The organism is Pseudoalteromonas maris (assembly GCF_049257235.1).
GTDB lineage: Bacteria > Pseudomonadota > Gammaproteobacteria > Enterobacterales > Alteromonadaceae > Pseudoalteromonas.
The window spans coordinates 48682-68727 of the sequence record NZ_JBMMUF010000004.1 but is presented as its reverse complement, the minus strand read 5'-3'; the positions used below and the strand labels follow the sequence as shown (position 1 = coordinate 68727).

General features: G+C 44.8%; 20 protein-coding genes. 8 read left to right on the top strand and 12 right to left on the bottom strand.

Features of this window, described 5'->3' with window-relative positions; all coding sequences use genetic code 11:
• Positions 1–58: 58 nt before the first annotated feature.
• Positions 59–1087 carry an MJ1255/VC2487 family glycosyltransferase gene (locus tag AAEU32_RS07225; protein WP_421969862.1) on the bottom strand — a complete coding sequence of 343 codons (1029 nt, stop codon included), beginning with the start codon at positions 1085–1087 and terminating at the stop codon, positions 59–61.
• Positions 1084–1512, bottom strand: coding sequence for a phosphatase PAP2 family protein (locus AAEU32_RS07220; RefSeq protein WP_421969861.1), 429 nt, complete (start codon positions 1510–1512; stop codon positions 1084–1086). The genes AAEU32_RS07225 and AAEU32_RS07220 overlap by 4 nt, the downstream gene beginning before the upstream one ends.
• Positions 1513–1766: 254 nt before the next feature.
• Between AAEU32_RS07220 and rraA the strand changes: the two genes are divergently transcribed.
• Both rraA and AAEU32_RS07210 read left to right on the top strand, forming a co-directional pair.
• Positions 1767–2291, top strand: a complete 525-nt coding sequence (rraA, locus tag AAEU32_RS07215) for a ribonuclease E activity regulator RraA (protein ID WP_421969860.1) — start codon at positions 1767–1769, stop codon at positions 2289–2291.
• A 4-nt stretch (positions 2292–2295) separates the two neighbouring features.
• Positions 2296–3345, top strand: a complete 1050-nt coding sequence (locus AAEU32_RS07210; protein ID WP_421969859.1) for a formimidoylglutamase — start codon at positions 2296–2298, stop codon at positions 3343–3345.
• 44 nt (positions 3346–3389) lie between these two features.
• Here the strand turns inward: AAEU32_RS07210 and AAEU32_RS07205 are convergent, their stop codons facing one another.
• Together AAEU32_RS07205 and hutI are read right to left on the bottom strand one after the other, a co-directional pair.
• Complete coding sequence (locus AAEU32_RS07205) at positions 3390–5120, bottom strand: EAL domain-containing protein (protein WP_421969858.1); 1731 nt, start codon at positions 5118–5120, stop codon at positions 3390–3392.
• Between the two features lie 69 nt (positions 5121–5189).
• Positions 5190–6428, bottom strand: coding sequence for an imidazolonepropionase (gene hutI, locus AAEU32_RS07200; RefSeq protein WP_421969857.1), 1239 nt, complete (start codon positions 6426–6428; stop codon positions 5190–5192).
• A 102-nt stretch (positions 6429–6530) separates the two neighbouring features.
• Between hutI and hutC the strand changes: the two genes are divergently transcribed.
• Positions 6531–7241, top strand: a complete 711-nt coding sequence (gene hutC / locus AAEU32_RS07195; protein ID WP_421969856.1) for a histidine utilization transcriptional repressor HutC — start codon at positions 6531–6533, stop codon at positions 7239–7241.
• 8 nt (positions 7242–7249) lie between these two features.
• Here the strand turns inward: hutC and AAEU32_RS07190 are convergent, their stop codons facing one another.
• Entirely contained in the window at positions 7250–8011 is a 762-nt protein-coding gene (locus tag AAEU32_RS07190; protein WP_421969855.1) for a Rossmann-fold NAD(P)-binding domain-containing protein, read from the bottom strand.
• Positions 8012–8077: 66 nt separating this feature from the next.
• Between AAEU32_RS07190 and AAEU32_RS07185 the strand changes: the two genes are divergently transcribed.
• Positions 8078–8500 (top strand): BLUF domain-containing protein, encoded by a 423-nt coding sequence (locus AAEU32_RS07185; protein WP_421969854.1) that lies wholly within the window; start codon positions 8078–8080, stop codon positions 8498–8500.
• A 138-nt stretch (positions 8501–8638) separates the two neighbouring features.
• Positions 8639–10009 carry an oxygen-independent coproporphyrinogen III oxidase gene (gene hemN / locus AAEU32_RS07180; protein WP_421969853.1) on the top strand — a complete coding sequence of 457 codons (1371 nt, stop codon included), beginning with the start codon at positions 8639–8641 and terminating at the stop codon, positions 10007–10009.
• A gap of 102 nt (positions 10010–10111) precedes the next feature.
• Here hemN and AAEU32_RS07175 read toward each other — a convergent pair whose 3' ends face one another.
• The 4 genes from AAEU32_RS07175 to AAEU32_RS07160 form a co-directional block, all read right to left on the bottom strand.
• Positions 10112–10612 (bottom strand): DUF2489 domain-containing protein, encoded by a 501-nt coding sequence (locus AAEU32_RS07175; protein WP_421969852.1) that lies wholly within the window; start codon positions 10610–10612, stop codon positions 10112–10114.
• On the bottom strand, positions 10609–11187 hold the full coding sequence (gene yihI / locus AAEU32_RS07170; RefSeq protein WP_421969851.1) for a Der GTPase-activating protein YihI: 579 nt from the start codon (positions 11185–11187) through the stop codon (positions 10609–10611). The genes AAEU32_RS07175 and yihI overlap by 4 nt, the downstream gene beginning before the upstream one ends.
• Before the next feature lie 9 nt (positions 11188–11196).
• Positions 11197–11844, bottom strand: coding sequence for a class I SAM-dependent methyltransferase (locus tag AAEU32_RS07165; RefSeq protein ID WP_421969850.1), 648 nt, complete (start codon positions 11842–11844; stop codon positions 11197–11199).
• A 565-nt stretch (positions 11845–12409) separates the two neighbouring features.
• Positions 12410–13042 (bottom strand): c-type cytochrome, encoded by a 633-nt coding sequence (locus AAEU32_RS07160; RefSeq protein WP_421969849.1) that lies wholly within the window; start codon positions 13040–13042, stop codon positions 12410–12412.
• Positions 13043–13296: 254 nt separating this feature from the next.
• Between AAEU32_RS07160 and yihA the strand changes: the two genes are divergently transcribed.
• Positions 13297–13944, top strand: a complete 648-nt coding sequence (gene yihA, locus AAEU32_RS07155) for a ribosome biogenesis GTP-binding protein YihA/YsxC (RefSeq protein WP_421969848.1) — start codon at positions 13297–13299, stop codon at positions 13942–13944.
• Here yihA and AAEU32_RS07150 read toward each other — a convergent pair.
• The 3 genes from AAEU32_RS07150 to polA form a co-directional block, all read right to left on the bottom strand.
• Positions 13902–14450 carry a DUF1285 domain-containing protein gene (locus AAEU32_RS07150; protein WP_421969847.1) on the bottom strand — a complete coding sequence of 183 codons (549 nt, stop codon included), beginning with the start codon at positions 14448–14450 and terminating at the stop codon, positions 13902–13904. The two genes, yihA and AAEU32_RS07150, sit on opposite strands and share 43 nt — an antisense overlap.
• Positions 14437–15024 (bottom strand): YceI family protein, encoded by a 588-nt coding sequence (locus AAEU32_RS07145; protein WP_421969846.1) that lies wholly within the window; start codon positions 15022–15024, stop codon positions 14437–14439. The genes AAEU32_RS07150 and AAEU32_RS07145 overlap by 14 nt, the downstream gene beginning before the upstream one ends.
• A gap of 440 nt (positions 15025–15464) precedes the next feature.
• Positions 15465–18197 (bottom strand): DNA polymerase I, encoded by a 2733-nt coding sequence (polA, locus tag AAEU32_RS07140; protein WP_421969845.1) that lies wholly within the window; start codon positions 18195–18197, stop codon positions 15465–15467.
• 502 nt (positions 18198–18699) lie between these two features.
• Between polA and elbB the strand changes: the two genes are divergently transcribed.
• Both elbB and AAEU32_RS07130 read left to right on the top strand, forming a co-directional pair.
• Positions 18700–19350, top strand: a complete 651-nt coding sequence (gene elbB, locus AAEU32_RS07135) for an isoprenoid biosynthesis glyoxalase ElbB (RefSeq protein WP_421969844.1) — start codon at positions 18700–18702, stop codon at positions 19348–19350.
• 234 nt (positions 19351–19584) lie between these two features.
• Positions 19585–19974 (top strand): c-type cytochrome, encoded by a 390-nt coding sequence (locus AAEU32_RS07130; RefSeq protein WP_421969843.1) that lies wholly within the window; start codon positions 19585–19587, stop codon positions 19972–19974.
• Positions 19975–20046 lie beyond the last annotated feature (72 nt).

The window sequence follows — 20046 nt, the reverse complement described above, 5'->3', positions numbered from 1 at the left end:
CATTTATAATTGAGCAACATACCTGAAAAAACGCACAAAACTATTAGAAAATGCGGCGCTACAGCACGCCTTGCCACAACTGTTCTGTCAGGCGAGAGGGATTATGCCAACTGCCTGATAGCAGCCAATTAATCAACGGCTGCGGATCTTGAGGATAGTTAATGCGTTCCTTTTTTGCCACATTTAGCCACTCATCTAGCGCGCTTTGGTTAAGGTAATGCATCACCTTAGCGCGTTGCATTTGCGCTAAGGTGGCGGCATTCGAGTATTGCTCAAATTGCCCTTTTAACGGTTTGATGAGCAATTTTTTACCCATACTCAAAGCTTCACTGGAGAGTTCAAACCCAGCATTAGCAATGACCCCACTGGCGCTAGCTAGATCACGCAAAAATCCCTTCCTCGATGGCTTGCGAAGATGAACGTGAGTATAAGAAGTATCGATAGCATCTGGGTGATAACAGTAAAATTCAATTTCAGGAAAATCTTTCAAATAACTCACCACCTCTGCGAGGTCTTCAAATGGCAGATAAACAACAACCTTATTCTCAACATGGTCACAATCAATATCATGAACTTGCTCAATAAAAGGTGGAATAATCGCGCTATCAAAGGGATGCCAATGCACCCCTAAGTACACATCGGCAGGAGCGAAATGGCGGATGACCGCTTTACTGAATAACCTTTGGCCGACAATAGGCACTCTGTCAGATAGAAATGCCGCTTGATGGCTGATGCCGAGCACTGGCACCTTTTGCCGCTTTGCTGCCCAGGCACTGATAGGCTCAAAGTCATTAAGCACACAATCGTAAGCGCTGAGTTCCAAAGCGCGAATATCCCTTATAAGTTCGCACGCATGAATATTTTTTATCGACTTGAGTGGATGTATACGCCCTTTTTCACTCACAAAGGTGAGCCCTCTTCGCGTTTGGTAACGTCCAAATTCTTGCATATCGAAGTAGCGCTCAGGCTGCCTACCAGAGAAGAAGTAGTCGACTTCTATGTTCATTTTTGCCAGTGTTTTAGCCATCACTCGAGCACGCGTAGTGTGACCATTGCCTGTGCCCTGTATCGCATAGAGGATCTTCATACCACCTCAAGTATTAATAAGGCACTCAAAGCACAGCAAGCGCCAAACAAAGACCCAACCAAGGTATCTAGTGGATAGTGCACACCTAGTAACACTCGAGAGCACGCCACACTCCCAGCCCAAATATAAAGCAGCGACTCGAAGTTGGGATAAAAGTGACCAACAGCAACAGCAAAGGCCCATGCCGCCGCACTGTGCCCAGAAGGTAGACTGAACTTATCGTTAGGTTTGATATATGCGCCACAGATCAGGGCGTCGCACGGACGAGTGCGTTGAATAAGGTTTTTACTGACATAATACAGAGGGCGCTCTATGCCAAAGGCAATGACTAACGTATACAGCAATTGCAGATGCACAGCACTGCCTTGGATCACTAAGAAGCCCGCAAACACGAGATAAACCATGCCATCTGCCGATGCCGACACCCACCGAATCCCAATACACTGCCAGCACCGATAGTGTGGCCGAAATAGCACTTTAAATAGTGCATGGTCAAAACGGTCTATAAAAGCTAATATCAACCAGGGTCGCTCCTTCGTACAGGTATACAGCCACTGTAAAAAACCGACGTAACAATTCCATGACAGTTTCTAGACAATTATATGTCTACCAGTACCTTAGCTTGCTAAGCCCCATAACCTAGGTATACTGGGATCATCAACGTCCCTAGGAGAGTCCAATGGAATACAGTACCTCTGAGCTGTGCGATCACTTTGCCGACGTAGTCGATGTGCTCGAGCCTATGTTTATTAATTTTGGCGGTCGCAGCGCGTTTTGTGGTCGTATTAGAACGATTAAATGTTTTGAAAGCAGCCAACTTATTCGCGAAGTGTTGCAACAAGATGGCACTAGTTCCGTTCTTCTAGTCGATGGCGGTGGTTCTACGCGTCGTGCGCTTATTGATATTGAACTGGCAGAGTTAGCCGTTGAGAATAACTGGGAAGGTATCATCGTCTACGGTGCTGTGCGCCATGTGGATGATCTCGAAGAGTTAGAACTAGGTATTCAAGCCATCGCTTCTATCCCTGTAGCCGCAGACGATTTGGCCCCTGGAGAAGAAGGGATCCCAGTGAATTTTGCTGGCGTTTCTTTTTACGAAGACGATTATATTTATGCCGATAGCACGGGCATCATTATCTCTGCTGAAGAGCTTGAGCTCGAGTATGTAGAAGATGAAGACTTAGTCGAGATGGAAGACGAATAACCCCATGAATCATGCAGTAACGATTTATGATGAAGCCAGCATCGCTGAGCTGGCTGTTGAGCGCAATGCAGAGCAACGCGTGTTCCAATCACTTGCTCTGCTAGACACCGAAGTTGAATTCACCCAAGCCTTAAAAGATGCACGTGACTTTGGCATTCGCTATGTCATTTTTGGCATTCCTGAAGACATAGGTCCACGTGCAAACCTCGGTAAAGGTGGCGCTGATTCGGGTTTTAAAGCCTTTTTATCAAAGTTTCTTAACTTCCCCGTAAACGAGTTTACTCAAGCGCACAACGTATTGCTGTTGGGCGAGGTGAATTGCAGCGACTTACAAGCTCAAAGTGAGCACCTAGATAACACCAACCCTGACGATTTGGCGACCTTAAGAGCACTGTGCGCCGAGATTGATGCTCGAGTAGAGCCGGTGATTAATGCGGTATTAAACGCAGGACTTACACCTATCGTCATTGGTGGTGGCCACAACAACTGTTACCCACTACTCAAAGGCAGTGCTGCCCATTTTGGCAAAGCAATCAACGCTATTAACCTTGACCCCCATGGCGACTTTCGCGCATTGGAAGGTAGACACAGTGGCAATGGCTTCCATTACGCTGCCAGTGAAGGTTTCCTCAATGATTACCACGTCATAGCCTTGGATCAGCAAAAAAATAACAGCACCATCTTGGGCACAATGCAGAAGTACGGTAACACTTACACCAGTTATCACGACTTGAAAGTGTTAGCGAAAAAAAGCATGGTTCAAAGCGTAAATAATGCTAAATCTGCTTTTTCAGCAACGACTCCACTCGCTATTGAATTGGATATTGACGCCATTACTTTAGCGCCAGCGAGCGCATTTAACTATCGTGGAGTCAGCTTAAGTGAGGCTGAGCAATACGTCTATCACGCAGCTAACAATAGCAATATAGCGTATTTACATTTGTGTGAGGCGGCACCAAGCCAAGACCCTAACGGTATCAATGCAGGTATGAATGCCGCTGGGCAGTTATTAAGCGCCTTAGTCATTGCCTTTTTACGAGCACAAGCCGACTAGTACTACCAATTGACGTAAAAAAAGGGCCTTGAGGCCCTTTTTTGTTAGTAAGGCATTTCTTGCTTTTGCAGCTTGTGCTGCCATTGCCGTGCCCAGCCTAGCACTCCGTCGGAGCGCAATGGATGGGTGAATAAAAACCCTTGTACACCGTCAATACTAAACTCTTTCACATAACTGAGCTGTGCTTGAGATTCAATTCCTTGGCAAATGACTTTTGCTTTGAGGAAGCGGTGCATATCAATCAAACCATTGAGCAGAGCTTTGTTGCCACTGGTGTAATCCACTTCTGCTGTGAGAGTCGGGTCTACTTTTACGTAATCCAGATTCACTCGTGGGAATTTCGCCAAGAACAGCGGTGTGTCTCCCAGACCATCTAAGCAAAGGTGAATACCGACCTGACGCAAACGAGTCAACAGCGACAATAGGCCATCATCCAAAGACATAAATACCGGCAGCGGACATTCAATGATTAAATCACCACCTTTCAAACTGTGCTCGCGTAGCATTCGCTCGGCGAAATCAACAAACTCATCATGCAGAATTTCTTCACCAAAGAGGTTAATACTGACAGGAATATTGAGTCCGTCTAGCTTCAATGCCATGGCCATTTCTGCTGCGCGTTCAAGCACATAAAAAGCAAGTTTGTAACCTCGTCCAACTTCTCGTAAGTCTTGGATAAACTCACGCGCATCGATCACACCGCGCTCAGGGTGCCGCCAGCGTAAAAGCAACTCCACATACATGATTTTATTACCTGGAGTCGCCACCACTGGCTGAAAGTACAGCTCAAAATCTGAGTCAAAGCTTACTGTTGTCAGCTCTTTAAGTTGCTGGCGATGAGCCTTTGCCATTTGCTCTAACTCTGCGTTATACACGCACACCCGTTCACTTGGATTAAACTCAATGGTTTTAAAGGTTTGCTGCACTAAATCATCAAGCGGAGTTTGCTTAGCAATGGCTTTGGTCAACGCAATGCGCGAAGTGAGTTCAATAACACCTTGGCGCGAATTGAACGGCTTATGGATGGAATCCGCTATTTGTCGGGCAAGCTGCTCATGGCTGTGACTTTGGGGTTCAATTTCAACTAGTAAACCAAAACACAACGGAGACACTTGAAACACTTCCGGGTTCTTGTTTTTGTTGCGCTGCAAATTGAGTACGCTAGGTTGTTGCGCATATTGATTGATACGCGCCAAGCTCTGCATCAAAATGAGCTCACCAAATTCTTGACCCAAAAGGCGATTAAGCTGCTCATATCCTTCAACTTGTATCATGATCATGGCCACCTGAGACGGGTTGTCATCGCGCCACTGGTTATATTCCATAACCGCTTGAGACCAAGAAATTACAGGGAAAGTATGATCATCAAATTCATTACGACTTTGATCAAAGAGCACTTGTTCGTCATCGTCGCTATCGAGCTCCATAAACGCCATCATTTGCAGCGCTAAAGGCACCATAGCTAACCATGCCGAATGCAATGTAAACGCGAGAGCAAGTCCAAGCAGCAAGAGCTGCGCAAGCAGTAAACCGCCCCTAATAGCGAGTACCTTGCGACCCTGTTGGCGATACAATAACCATGCCCGTACAGCCAAAGTTATTGCTAGTATGGTGGCACCAATAAGCCAAAAGCCACTAATAAAGGCTAAGCCTGAAACAGAATAAAACATGGCGCTGATGCCATCTTTTCGCTCACTGATCAACACCACACTGACCACCAGTGCCATGATGAACAAACCACTTATAAACGCACTAAGCTGAAGACTCGTTATCATATTTATTGTCGTTATTTAAAAAGTGCCCAAAGCCATTAGTATAGACCGATACTCACAAGCCGCCCATGATCAGAAAGCTTTACTTAATATTCCCTGAATCCATAGGTTTTTCAATGTTCTGGTACCGTATTCGTAACTTAGCTGTGACGGGTGTTCGATATCCCAAAGGGCAATATCTGCACGCGTTCCTGCTGCTATACGACCGCGATCCGACAATCCTAGCGCTTGTGCTGCATGGCATGTTACCGCCTGTAAACTTTGACCTGGAGTTAACCTGAACAAGGTGCACGCCATGTTCATCATTAACTGCAATGAGCATAAAGGCGATGTGCCTGGGTTAAAATCCGTGGCGATTGCGATTGGTACTTGATACTGCTTTAGTAAATCCAATGGTGGGTACTTCGTCTCACGTAAAAAGTAAAATGCCCCCGGCAATAATACTGCTACCATGCCAGACTCTTTCATTGCCTTAACGCCAGCTTCATCCAAATACTCTAGGTGATCCGCAGACAACGCCTGATAGCGCGCAGCCAACTCGGTGCCATGCATGTTCGATAATTGCTCAGCATGAAGCTTTACATTGAAGCCTAGTTCTTTCGCACGTTTAAATACGCGTTCAGTTTGTGCTTGGTTAAAGCCTACGTTCTCACAAAACACATCAACTGCTGTAGCCAACTTCTTTTGTGCAACAACAGGCAACATGTGATCACATACAAGGTCAATATAGCCATCGGCATCATCTTTATACTCAGGCGGTAAGGCATGCGCGCCCAAGAATGTGCTTTGTACACTAATTGGGTGATGCTCTTCTAAAATCGCCGCTACTTCGAGTAGTTTGATCTCATTTTCTACATCTAAACCATAACCCGACTTTGTTTCAACCGTTGTCACTCCTTCTCGCAAAAGCGCATCCAAACGTTGCTTTGCTTTAACAAAAAGGGTTTCTCTATCAGCTTCTCGCGTGGCTCGAACCGTCGTAGCAATCCCTCCACCACTTTGAGCAATGCTTTGGTAGCTCTCACCTTGCAAACGGCGCTCAAACTCTTGTGAACGATTACCGCCAAAAACAATATGGGTATGGCAATCAATTAACCCTGGAGTTAACCATGCCCCTTGAGCAGAGTGCACTGGAGTGCTAAGCAAGTCGACTTCTGGCAGCTGTGACATGGGACCCACCCATGCGATTTCCCCCTCACTGATAAACACGGCCGCGTCATTGATAATGCCGTATTCGTCATCTGGGGTTGCTACCATAGTTGCGATATTCGCATCGATAATGACCTGATCAACATTGCTAAAAGTTGTCATGGGAACTCCTAATTCTTGCCAGCTTGTATATACAACAAAGGTGTGCCATGTTTACACAAACACCCCATCAGTGCAAAGAATAAGTATAAGCAAGGAGTGAGCGTGGCTGAGGCAAAATACGACCAAATTAAAAACCATATTTTAACGCAAATCCGCGGCGGTCATTGGCAGGAAAATGAGCGTGTGCCATCAGAAAATCAATTAGCGCAGCAATTTAGTGTAAGCAGAATGACCGCTCGCAGGGCCTTGAGCGAACTCACCGATGCAGGCATTTTGACTCGCACACAAGGGTTGGGCAGTTTTGTAGCCAGTTTTAAGTCACAGTCTTCATTACTTGAGATCCGCAATATTGCGGATGAAGTGAGAGAACGTAATCATGACTATTATTGTGCTCCGATTGCGCTCGAGTCCATGGAAGCCCTCGCCCCTATTGCTATCGCTTTGGGAGTAGAAGAAGGCGCGCATGTTTATCACTCTGTGTTAGTGCATTATGAGAATGACGCACCGCTGCAAGTTGAGGAGCGCTTTGTGAATCCTAAGCTGGCTCCCCAATACTTGCAGCAAGACTTTAAGGTCATTACGCCCCATGAATATCTATCCAAAGCAGCGCCCCTCACGGAAGTGCGCCACACCGTAGAAGCTATTACTCCGAATGCACAAATGTGCGAATGGCTTAACCTCTATAATGAAGAGCCATGTTTACAGATTATTCGTCGCACGTGGTCGCAACAAGGGATAGTGAGCTTTACCCGTTTAGTGTCACCGGGTAGCAAATACCGTTTAGGCGGACACCTTACTTTCGGTAAGCGCTAACCTTTGCATTAAATATCGTATTGATAGTTAAAGCCAAGCTGCTCAATAGCACTGCCATGGATCAGCCTTTGGGTTGCGTCACTTGCCGTGTAGCTTGGCTCTTCAGTACCCTGCGCCTGACAATGCTTACGATAGTATTCACTCTTTTTGGGGTGTGACGGGTGCACTATGTTGTATATATCATCACTGCGCTCATAGTTACTAAGAATCGCTAAAATACCGTTCACTGCATCTTGTTGGTGCACCATATTCACTACGTCATCGCCGTGTGACGAGAGGGCCTTACCACTGACAAAACGACCCGGTTCGCGATGCGGACCAACAAGCCCTCCTAAGCGCACAACTTTAGCGCTAGCTGACACCGCCAGTTGTTCTGCTTTGTGTAAGCGTTGTTGACGCTCAGTGCCCAGTGCCAATGCGCTACTTTCATCATATTCCCCTGAGCTCGTATCATAAATGCCAGTACTTGAGCACAGCACAAAACCTTTGGCGCGCATAGAGTGAGACAATGCCAACGCCTGCTCCACACTCTCAAAATAATTACTAGGCCCCATGCGCATCCCCGGACTCATAGCGCACACCCAGTATGCGTCCTCAAGAGAAACGTTATGTTCCAATTGCCCTTGTTCGTTCAATACAAAAGTACGCTCGTAGCTTTTACTCCCTTGATGGCGATGTGTTGCTTGCACTTGCCAACCTTGATCCATCGCTGTAAGTGCCAAGGCATCTCCTAACCAACCGGCACCGATCACCACTAATTTTTTATCCATCTATTTATCCTATTGCCTACAATCGGACTACACTTTCAAACATTAACCCAGAATGAGAGCTCATCTATGTACCTGATCCGCTTAATATATGCCTCGCGTGTGCAAGACAATTTTAATACTGATGACGTTGCCCAAATTTTAGAAGCATCGCGCAAAAATAATCGCAAAGCAGATATTACCGGGCTCCTTTGCTTTAACCATAAATACTTCTTACAGTGTTTAGAGGGCTCTCGAGCACGGGTGAATTCACTGTATCAACGTATTTTACATGACCAGCGCCATCAAGATATTCTACTACTGAGTTATGGCGAAGTCGCCGAGCGCCATTTCAGTAACTGGAGTATGGGTTATATTCCTGAAACCGCTATAACCCGTGACGTTGCTTTGCGCTTTTCAGGTAAAGGTGAATTTAATCCTTATGAGATGACTGGCCCAAGCGCTCATGCTATGATGGTTGAATTGGCTCACAAAACCCCGACCTTAGACTAGGACGCACTGCTCTTTGCTGCTTAATTTTGCAGCAGCCATTGGGGATTGCCTAGCAACCAAGTTGTTGCTTTAGATCAAAGCTGGTTTTAACCAACTCATCTAGAATTGCACGCGAACTGAAAAATGTGAGCGTGCGTCGTGATAGAACAAGTCCAATGGCAAAACCATCTAATTAATAAGTACAATGTATCTGGCCCGAGATACACATCCTACCCTACTGCGTTGCAACTTGAGTCAGGTGCTAACACACAAACACTCACTAACGCATTAGAGCACTGTCAACAAGGGGGAATGTCGTTATACATTCATATCCCATTTTGTCATCAGCTCTGTTACTACTGCGGTTGCAACAAGGTGGTCACACGCCACCAACACAAAGCTGACTTATATCTAGACTACTTAAGCAAAGAAATGGCGTTAATCAGCGCTCATTGTAAACACCTTACAGTAGAACAGCTGCACCTTGGCGGTGGTACACCGACGTTCTTAGATGAGCAGCAAATGTCGCGCTTGATGAAGATGATTGACACTCATTTTGCTATCGCACCTAACAGTGAACGCAGTATTGAAGTCGACCCGCGAGCCCTCCCCTTGGCACGCATAGATGAGTTATACCAGCTTGGCTTCAATCGCATATCTTTTGGTGTTCAAGACTTCAACGACGATGTACAAAATGCAGTGAACAGGCCTCAATGTGCAAATGAGGTCGAAGCACTGGTGCGTCGCGCCAAAGAGGTAGGCTTTAACTCCGTCAATGTCGACATGATTTATGGCTTACCTCTGCAAACCACCCAATCATTCGCGAAATCTATGGAGCGATTAATTGATATTGGTCCCGACCGTGTCTCGGTGTTCAACTATGCGCACTTGCCTAGTCGCTTTGCCGCTCAGCGTAAGATTAAAGATGCTGATTTACCCAATGCAGCCGCGAAGCTCACCATGTTCAAGCAAACTTTGGAGCGCATGATTGCCGCCGATTATCAGTTCATTGGCATGGACCACTTTGCCAAGAAAGACGATGAACTAGCCATTGCTCAACGCGAAGGTCACCTACATAGAAACTTCCAAGGGTACACGCTTGGCGGTGACTTGCCACTTTTAGGGTTGGGCGTGTCAGCAATTTCACAATTAAATGGCCACATCATTCAAAATGAGAAAGAGTTAAAGCACTATTATCACGCTCTGGAAAACGAACAATTGAGCGCATGCAAAGAGATCCGACTCAATGCTGAAGACGAACTGCGCGCAGCAGTGATCAAACAGCTAATCTGTCACTTTGAACTTGATATGGATGACTTTTCAAAGCGCTATCAATTCGACTTTAAACAGCACTTTTCGCAAGAGTTACAACAGCTACAACGCTTTGTTGATGATGGCATGTTGGAATTCAATAACGCTCAAATCAAAGTCACTGCGTGCGGTATTCTTTTTATCCGTATCATTTGTATGTGTTTTGATGAATATCTGCAAAGCCAACTTAACCAACAACGCTTTTCTCGGGTTATCTAAACCGCATTAGCAGTCATTGCGGTGTTCTGGAAGGCTGAACCAGCCTTGCACACATAAAAAAGCCGCCTAATTAGGCGGCTTTGTCACATCATAAGAATGCGTTTACATAAACACGTGCTTTGTATTTGAATCTGCAGCAAAGGCGTCTACCAGCTTTTCACTGTCTTTGAGAATTTGCTCCTCAAGTTCTTGCTCTTTGCGCCAACGGGCACTGTCTTGCTTAAAAATTTCTTTCTTAGAGTATTTCTTGCGGGCATCGTGAGTTGGTAAGTCCTTCACGGCTTCATACATGGCGAACACTCCTGGATACTCAGATTCCAAATTCAACTCCTGTTCGAAGTTGTATTGGCTCATCAGCACCCACACACGCAAACACCCTTCAGAATATTCACACTGACCTTCTTTCATTGCCTTAGCAATGAGGTTAATGCTATCACTTAGCTTTGCATTACGCGCTGCGCGCTTTTGCGCATATTGTGCACGTTTTTGCTCGACTAAACGATTTTGCTCACGCACTTGCCAAAGCAAGCGGCCTGCGTAAAACGCCAGCCCGGCAATTATCAACACACCAATAATCATTGCGATGAGCCAAGGTGTACTCATTTTTCATCCTCGTCTTCAAGCCATTCATCTGCCAAAGAGTCGTTCATGTAACCCTCAAGCATATCTTCATCATCATCAAAGTCTTCATCGTCCAGACCCAAGATCTCACACAGCTGCTGATGACGTTCAACTTTAGCATTAAAATATTTTGCATCTTTGCCCTGCAAAATTTCGCCATTGTCATGACGTTCGATTAACGCTAACAAACGCTCATCTGACTCAAGCTGCTCAAGCTCTTGCTCTGGCGTTAACTCAGGTTCTTTATACGTAGACAACACTGCCTGCGGTTTAAGATCTTTGCGAACTTGAGGCTTTTTAATTTGTTCTGGCTTATTGGCGCTTGCCGTCAGATCAACGGGCTTTTTACTACCAACGCGCTTATCCGTATTGCTCTGCGATGTGCTCTCATTGGTCTCAACTTTAAGTAGCTGCGAGTTACGATTCCCCGCTTGTGCTCCTTTTTTCTTTTTCTTCGCGCGCTGTTCTTTAATCGCACGAAGCTCTCTTAATTTATCTTTGCTTAAGCGCGCGGTGCCATTGTTAATGACTTTGCGTGACTTTTTCTTTCTGGTCATGTCGTGTCTCTAATGTGCAGGCTTCGTTAAAAAAATGACGTCAGCCGCAATAAATTCAAGGTCTAATCCAAAACGCTCTGCAATGTAAGCAAATGTCTCTTTGCTATAAAAAGCGATGTGCGTTGGATCATTTTTGTAGTGCCAAGTGGAAAAGCGTTGTACATCGATCACCAGTTTAGTCATTAACGCTAACGTGCCACCTGGGCGTAATAAATCTACCCACATTGATAATACATTCTGTGGTTGCGCTAAGTGCTCTATGACTTCTGTGCTACATATAAAATCATAGTCACACTTTAGCGCTTGCTCGTCTGGATAATAGTACAAATCATACAAGGCCACACTGTGCCCTTGTTGCTGTAACATGCTGGCCAGCATAGGAGCTGGACCACAGCCAAAGTCTAACCCTTGGCTTTTCGGCGCTAGACGAACATTGAGTGGTTCATACACTCGTGATAGAAAGCGGCGATACCCGTCATCAGCAAGATCATTTTCATGCTGATCATAAATAGCCTTTTCTTGTGCTGCTGACAGAAATTGCTGTGGCGCAACAAAGACGAGAAAACAATGTGAACATTGCCAGTAATCTCGTTTTTTATCTTGATGGTAGTGACTGACTGTTGCGCTGTCGCACAAAGGGCAGGATCTCGCTTTCATAGCGCGTATTGTAACAGGACAAATAAAAAGGCGGTAGAGTAAACTCTACCGCCTGGTAACTCGAGCGCCTGAATACTCCGGACACTTCTCCCTTCGACTTCTTTACAAGTCTGTATTTATTATTTTTATTATCACTTTCCGTATTGTTTTTATTATCTTCCGTGCGGTGTTTTTTTGTTATCGGTCTTCCTAACTCTTTTTTATTCTTCCTTGGTTTGCATCAATGATGCTCCCCTAACGCACAATACCGTCGCTATTCCTTTAGTGCTTTCCATATTGTTGTTGTTTGTTGCGACAGCCAATAATTTACTCACTCACAAAATTGTTACAACTGGTTTATAACTTTTTTCTCACATTCATGCTATTCAGTTATGTTAAAAAACTTATAATTCATTAACTTATATGTTATTGATGAAAAAATTTGAATAATTACTCACATAAACATATGGTCAATGTCTCACAAATGGATGAGATATATCTCCATGTGAATTTCAGGCATAAAAAAAGCAGCTAATGCTGCTTTCTTAGATACTTTATGAAATCTAATCCATTATTATGGTTTAGATTAGTGAAGACCACTCATGTACTTAGAAAGTACTTCAATGTCTTTGTCTGTTAGCTTTTTAGCGATATCGCGCATCATGCCGTTTTGGTCATTTGCACGTGTACCGTCACGGAACTTCTCAAGCTGACTCTTGATATATTCTGGATGCTGGAAAGACACCTTAGGAAAACCAGCAAGTGATGTACCGTTACCGCGAGGACCGTGACATGCTGAACACGCTGGGATGCCGCGCTCTGCATCACCTGCTTTGTAAAGCTGCTGGCCTACTTCAACCACTTCCTCAGGCGTAGAACCTTCAGACATGTTCAAAGATGCGAAGTATGCAGCCAAGTCTTTCATGTCTTGGTCACTTAAAGGCATTGCCATACCGCTCATGACTGGGTCCATACGACCTTCTTTGCCACCAGACGTCATACCCAGTTTAAATTCTTTTAGTTGCTTGTAGATGTACTCTGCATGCTGACCAGCAATTTTAGGATACATACTAACAGGCGCATTACCATCGGCGCCATGACAAGCAGCACATGTAGCCGATTTGTCTTTACCTGCGTTAATGTCGCCATCGAATGCTGCTGCGTTGTTTGCACTCAACACACCAACTAGCATAGTTAAAGATAGTGCTAATTTCTTCATGGTAAATTCTCTGTTCCAGACCCTGTATTTCAATACAATCATTACGATGCAATGCCACTATTCTACACGATAAAAATTTCTCTGGCACGTTTTCTACCCATATTAAACTTATAAAAAGCGGGGTTTTATTGAAAATTTTTAAACCAGCTCTGCTATAAATGAATTTATACTTACTTCACAGAGCCTTTAGGTTCCCCCCAAACTGATATAAAATAGCCGTTAGATCAGTTAAGAGCCCCACCTCAGGAGTCAATGTGGCAAAATCTCGTGTCGATTACACCAAAGCACAATTTATTACCAGTGCGCCGGATATTACTAAGCTTCCGGACGACGAAGGTATTGAAATTGCGTTCGCTGGGCGCTCTAACGCCGGTAAATCAAGCTCGTTAAATACATTAACAGAGCAAAAACTGGCTCGCACCAGTAAAACACCGGGTCGTACTCAGTTAATCAATGCCTTTGCTCTTGATGAAGGACAACGCCTGATTGACTTACCTGGCTACGGATTTGCCAAAGTACCTTTGGAAATGAAAAAGAAATGGCAGAAATCTTTAGGTGAGTATCTGCAAAAGCGCCAAAGCCTTAAAGGCTTAGTGGTATTGATGGATATCCGTCATCCTCTTAAAGATCTAGATAGACAACTTATCGAATGGGCATCAAGTAGCGAAATCCCTATTTTAGCGTTGTTAACTAAGGCAGATAAGTACAAGCAAGGTAAACGTAAAGCTGAAGTGCTTCGCGTTCGTCGTGAACTTGCTGAAGTATCAGAGTCTATCAAGGTACATGCATTTTCTTCGCTCAAAGGCACTGGCCTAAACGAGCTGCAAAAGCAATTAGATGAATGGTTCTTGGGTCCATATCAGCCCGTTATCCCAAGCGAAAACGAATCTGCACCAGAGTAAATCACAAAACCTTCTTGCGTGGTCTCAATAAGATCTTGAGCCCACGCATAAAACACCCCTCGAGACACTTTAGCCTCAACGCCATGAGGTAGTTTTAAATAAGGCAAATATTGACCTTGCGGGTCTTCTTTGCACTGCAGCGGATGCTCTGTGCTGAGTACAAACTCCCTACCAACATTGTCAGTGCACACTAATATAGGCTTTGCACCCGAAGCTGGTGCTAATCGCCAATCAACAACGAGCAGCGGCGCGTCATCAACCTGTATCGCCATCTTCTCAACGGGTGTCTTTAAGTAATACTGGCCCTGCTCTTGGCACAATACTTTAGCGAACAGCTTAACAAGCCGTTGACGGGTGATGGGGGAGCCATGGTGGTGCCACACGCCATCAGGGGTAATATGGATATCAATGGCACCACACGATTGCGGTGCCCATTGCTCTAAGGGGGCGATTGGCTCCTCAATAGCCTTAATTAAGGCTGCGAGGTCGTTACTATTGGCTGTCATTAAGTGTCAAAACAAAGGATACTGGAACAGCACGGGTGATGGATTGAAGGCCCGCTATTTCTTGCAACTTATCTATCCCTTGAGAAAGACCATAGTCTGCTGGATTCACCAATACGGGTGTCAGCGAACTCACAACTATTTTATTTTTCTTATCCATTGTGGCGATAAGATCAATCGCTTGCACTTTGGTTTTGCCATTAAGAACCAGAGTCGCTTCTACTGGCGCTTGTGCCCACCCTTTGGTTTTAACTTGTTGAAGCAGCGCCTGCACATCTGCACTTACTTTCATCGTTGGGAAATCGGCAATATTGAACAAAAATTTCTGCATGCGTTCATTACGAATCGGAATATTGGTCTCTACGCTGCCCAATTCAATATCCAATAAAAACTGCCCTTGCTTACTCAACGTACCTGAAATCGTCTTGAAATGGTGGTTTTCCGCAACCATGTTATTTTTAACTGAGACAAAATTCACACGACTGTGGTCGTTGTCAATCTGCCAAGTGGCAGCTGCTTGCGTGCTTAGCAATAACAAACTGGGTAATAAAATAGTTTTAACACACTGATTAAACATGACGATTCCTGTATCAAAGATAATGGTGAATGCACTAAATAATACCAACAAAACTCAAATAGTGATCATTGCAGCGCTTTAAAAAAGTTCAGACACACAGCCTCGCGCGTTGTATGCACTTGCTACAAAGTCTAGGCGTATAGGAAAGTTAGCTGGAAAAGAAAAAGCCGGCTTACTAAAACAGCAAGCCGGTTATAGCAATCTGGGGAGAAGCTATCAATACGCTGTACCATCGCTAAGCGAGTGGCACATCATCAACAGGATGTCCTACAGGATGAGGACGCCGCGGACTGTAGCAAATCAGTTTTAAGAAATAAACGCCCGAGCGTGTTTTGCACTGAGATTTAATTCTATATAAACCAAAAAGAACCAATCATTATACAAATTTACACGCTGTTAACCTGTGCCAACGGGGGGGCATTTATTCTGTATTGTGCCTGTTAGTGTGCTTGTTGCCAATTATCACCACTGTCAGCCTCAGCAATTAACGGTACATCCAGAGATGCCGCTTTTGCCATCAGGTCACAAATCTGTTTGGTGTAATCAGCAACATATTGCTCTTGAATTTCAAACACCAATTCATCATGCACTTGCATTAAGATCTTCACGCTACCTTGTGGTTGCTGCTTCACCCATTGGTGCACTGAAATCATTGCTTTTTTGATGATATCAGCTGCAGTACCTTGCATAGGCGCGTTAATCGCTGCACGCTCAGCTGCTTTGCGACGCGCACCATTGCGCGCATTGATTTCAGGCAAGTGCAAACGACGGCCAAACAGTGTTTCTACATACCCCTTATCAGCGGCACTTTCGCGCGTGCGTTCCATATATTCCAACACCCCAGGGAAACGTTCGAAATATTTATCCATGTAGTGCTGCGCTTCATGACGTGGAATATCAAGCTGGCGTGACAAGCCAAATGCTGACATCCCGTAGATCAAACCAAAGTTTACCGCTTTGGCTTTACGACGCATGTCGCTGGTAACCTCTTCAAGTGGCACTGAAAATACTTCACTGGCTGTGGCGCTGTGAACATCTAAATCGTTCGCAAATGCATTAAGCAAACCTTTGTCCTGCGACAAGTGTGCCATGATTCGTAGTTCAATTTGTGAGTAATCCGCGGCCACAATCTTACATCCCGGACTGGCAATAAACGCCTCTCGAATACGGCGACCTTCTTCGGAGCGAATTGGGATGTTCTGCAAGTTTGGATCGGTTGAACTTAAACGACCTGTTGCTGTAACCGCTTGATGATACGAGGTATGCACGCGCTTCGTTTTCTCATTCACCATCAGTGGTAATTTATCTGTATAGGTCGATTTCAACTTAGATAAACCGCGGTGTTCGATGATCACTTTAGGTAACGGGTAATCATGGGCCAACTCTTGGAGCACTTCTTCCGCAGTAGATGGTGCGCCTTTAGGCGTTTTCTTGATTACTGGAAGTTCCAGCTTTTCAAATAAAATAGCCTGAAGTTGCTTTGGCGAGCCGAGATTAAACACTTCTCCTGCCATATCAAAGGCATCTTTTTCAAGCTCTTGCAAACGCTCACCTAAACGCTGTGAGTGCTGAGCAAGCATCTGTGAGTCAATCACTACACCGGTGCGCTCTATATCTGAAAGCACTTCAACAAGCGGCAGCTCTATGTCATTAAATACTGACTTTAATTGTTCATCTGCCTGTACTTTTGGCCACAAATGCTGGTGTAAACGTAAGGTGATATCTGCATCTTCTGCGGCATAGGGCGCTGCTTTTTCTAACTCAATTTGATTGAAAGTAAGCTGCTTTTTGCCTTTGCCAGCAATGTCTTCAAAACTGATATTTTTGTGGCCCAAGTATTTAAGGGCTAACGAGTCCATGTCATGACGCGTGCCAACACTATTGAACACATAAGATTCCAACATAGTATCAAAGGCGATACCCCAGAATTCGATCCCTGCATTGGCTAGAATACTTTTGTCATATTTTAGGTTCTGACCCACTTTCGCTTTGTTAGCATCAGCCAAGATTGGCCCAAGCTTCTCTAACACGGTTGTTAAGGGAAGTTGTTCCGGCGCCCCCGGGTAGTCATGGCTAATCGGCAAATACGCAGCTTCACCTGCCTCAACCGCAAAACTCATCCCTACCAACTGCGCTTGCATATAATCAACACTGGTCGTTTCAGTGTCGAAAGCGAACAACTCTGCATCTTGCAGTTTCTTCACCCATGTATCTAACTGCGCTTCAGTCAAAATGGTTTCGTAATGTGCATCAACTTTTGGCACTTCCTCTGCGCTAGTTGGTGCGTCAAGGTGGGTCTCAGTTGCCGTGCCTTTATCCAGTAACTCGCCTAGCCATCGACGAAACTCACATTCGCCATAGAGTTTGATCAGCTCATCGGTGTTTGGCTCGTTGAGTTTTAGCTTTTCTAAATCTTCTTCAAGCTCTACATCTAGCTTAATCGTTGCGAGCTCATAACTGAGCGGCAATTGCTCAAGAGCATTGCGCAGCTTCTCACCGATTTTGCCTTTTACCTCATCTGCATGATCGATCACGCCTTGCAGTGAGTCATATTTATCAAGCCATTTAACCGCTGTTTTTGGACCACACCCCTCAACACCGGGAATGTTATCAACCTTGTCACCCATCAGCGCAAGGTAATCAATAATTCGCTCAGGCCCGACACCGAATTTCTCTTTTACCGTAACAGGATCTGAGATGCTATCTGTCATGGTATTAATCAGTGTGACATGCTCATTCACTAACTGAGCCATATCTTTATCACCAGTTGAAATGAGCACATGGCGCTTTTGCTCACTGGCAATACGGGCGTAAGTACCGATGACATCGTCCGCTTCCACCCCTTCAATACTAATAAGCGGGAAGCCCATAGCACGAATAATATTGTGAAGAGGCTCAATTTGGGTGCGCAAATCATCAGGCATTGGCGGACGATTCGCTTTGTATTCACTGTACATATCGTTGCGGAAAGTCTTACCTTTGGCATCAAAGACCACCACCATATGCGACGGGTTATATTGCTTGACCAAACTTTTAAGCATGTTAACCACGCCATAAATCGCACCGGTTGCCTCACCTTTAGAGTTTGTTAGATGCGGTGGCGCATGATATGCACGAAACAAATAAGAAGAGCCATCAACTAAAACAAGGGGATTTTCTGGGATTTGCGCCATTTTTCAGCACTCTGAATATAGTTATTTTTGATAGCCAAAGGATGCCACAGAGCAGCCGAGAAAACGAGTCAGATTTGCAACGCCCCATTTATAGAAACACGTCCTGCTCCACTTATAAACATGGCTAAAAATGAGTCGGATATTTGCCTAACATCCTGTGGATAACTTTGTAGATAAAAACAACGACAAAAAATCCAGAATCAGTAAATTGAATCTAGATTGATTTTAAGTCTATGTTTTTAGGTGAAAAGAAGAAGAAACGGCGTATCTTATTTTCTTATTATTTTATTCTTCCATTGTGGAAAGTGATTTTTAGTAAGTGCCAATTAGAGCAACCTATCTAAATAACCAGCTATGCATAATAGCACATTAGATCAAAGATCATAGGGATCATTTATAACTTTTTTATGATCAGCAATTAGTATTAAGTTATATGTAAGAATTGACGCGAGCTGTGTTAAATTTAAGAGATAAAATTCGACTGTTTTAAAGGAAATTACGTATGACTAAGGTAGCGATTATTCTCAGTGGTTGTGGTGTATTTGACGGTGCGGAAATTCATGAGTCAGTGCTCACTTTACTCTATTTAGAGCAAGCCGGTGCGCAGTATCAGTGTTTCGCGCCTAATGTTGACCAATACCACGTGATCAACCACCTGACAGGCGAAGAACAAGCGCAAAAGCGCAACGTATTAGAAGAGGCAGCGCGCATCGCACGAGATGAGATCCTCGATCTCAAAGAATTGAATGTCGATGATTATGACGCCCTAGTTTTACCAGGTGGGTTCGGCGCTGCTAAAAACCTCTGTGACTTTGCCTTAAAAGGTGCACACAGTACCCTAAATACTGATGTTGAACGCGTATGCCGTGAATTTGCGCAACAAACAAAGCCTGCAGCATATCTTTGTATCGCCCCAGCTATCATCGCGCACATTTACCCGCAGGGTACAAAAGCAACCATCGGCCATGATGCCGATACTGCGGCCGCCATCGAAGCTATCGGCGCTAAACATGTCGAGTGCGCAGTTGATGACATCGTAGTGGATGAACAAGCGAAAGTTATTTCTACTCCAGCTTATATGTTGGCGGGTTCAGTAAAAGAGGCCGCCGCGGGCATTGAAAAGGCAATCAACAAGCTCGTCAGCCTAAGCTGAGCTCAAAGCAGCTCGATTTAGCGTTATCTTTTAACGAGCACATGTCTTGGGTTAGCCGTTTTTTACAATGCATTGGCCCGTGAATCGAAAAAGATTGCGCTAAAACATAAAATGTCTACTTTTTAACACATTAATATTGGCTAGACGTTTTATAAATTGTTCGGCGGGGTTATAATCTGCCGATATTTCGTCACAGGTCTCTAAGACCTTTAGCATCCGAATGAGCAAAGAAACATGAAGAAACTATCTGCCGCATTGTTATTGTTATCAACCGCTGTTAGCGCACAGCCTTTCGACAACTCTATGACTGAAGAAGCGATCAAAGCACGTCTTCAACCTGTTGGTGAAGTTTACCTAGCTGGTCAAGCTGCAGCAGCTGACGCAGCCCCTGCTGGCCCTCGCAGCGGTGAGCAAGTATACCAAGCGTCATGTTTTGCATGTCATGGCTCTGGTGCATTAGGCGCGCCAAAAACTGCTGCCGACTGGGAACCGCGTATCGCTCAAGGTTTCGACACTATGCTTGACCACGCCATCAATGGATTCAATGCAATGCCTCCACGTGGTACGTGTATGGATTGTTCTGATGATGAAATCAAGGCAGCCATTGAGTTCATGATTAAGTAAGTCTTAACTTACAGAAAAATCTATAAAAAAGGAGGGCATGCCCTCCTTTTTTCGTACCTAGAAAAGCGCACG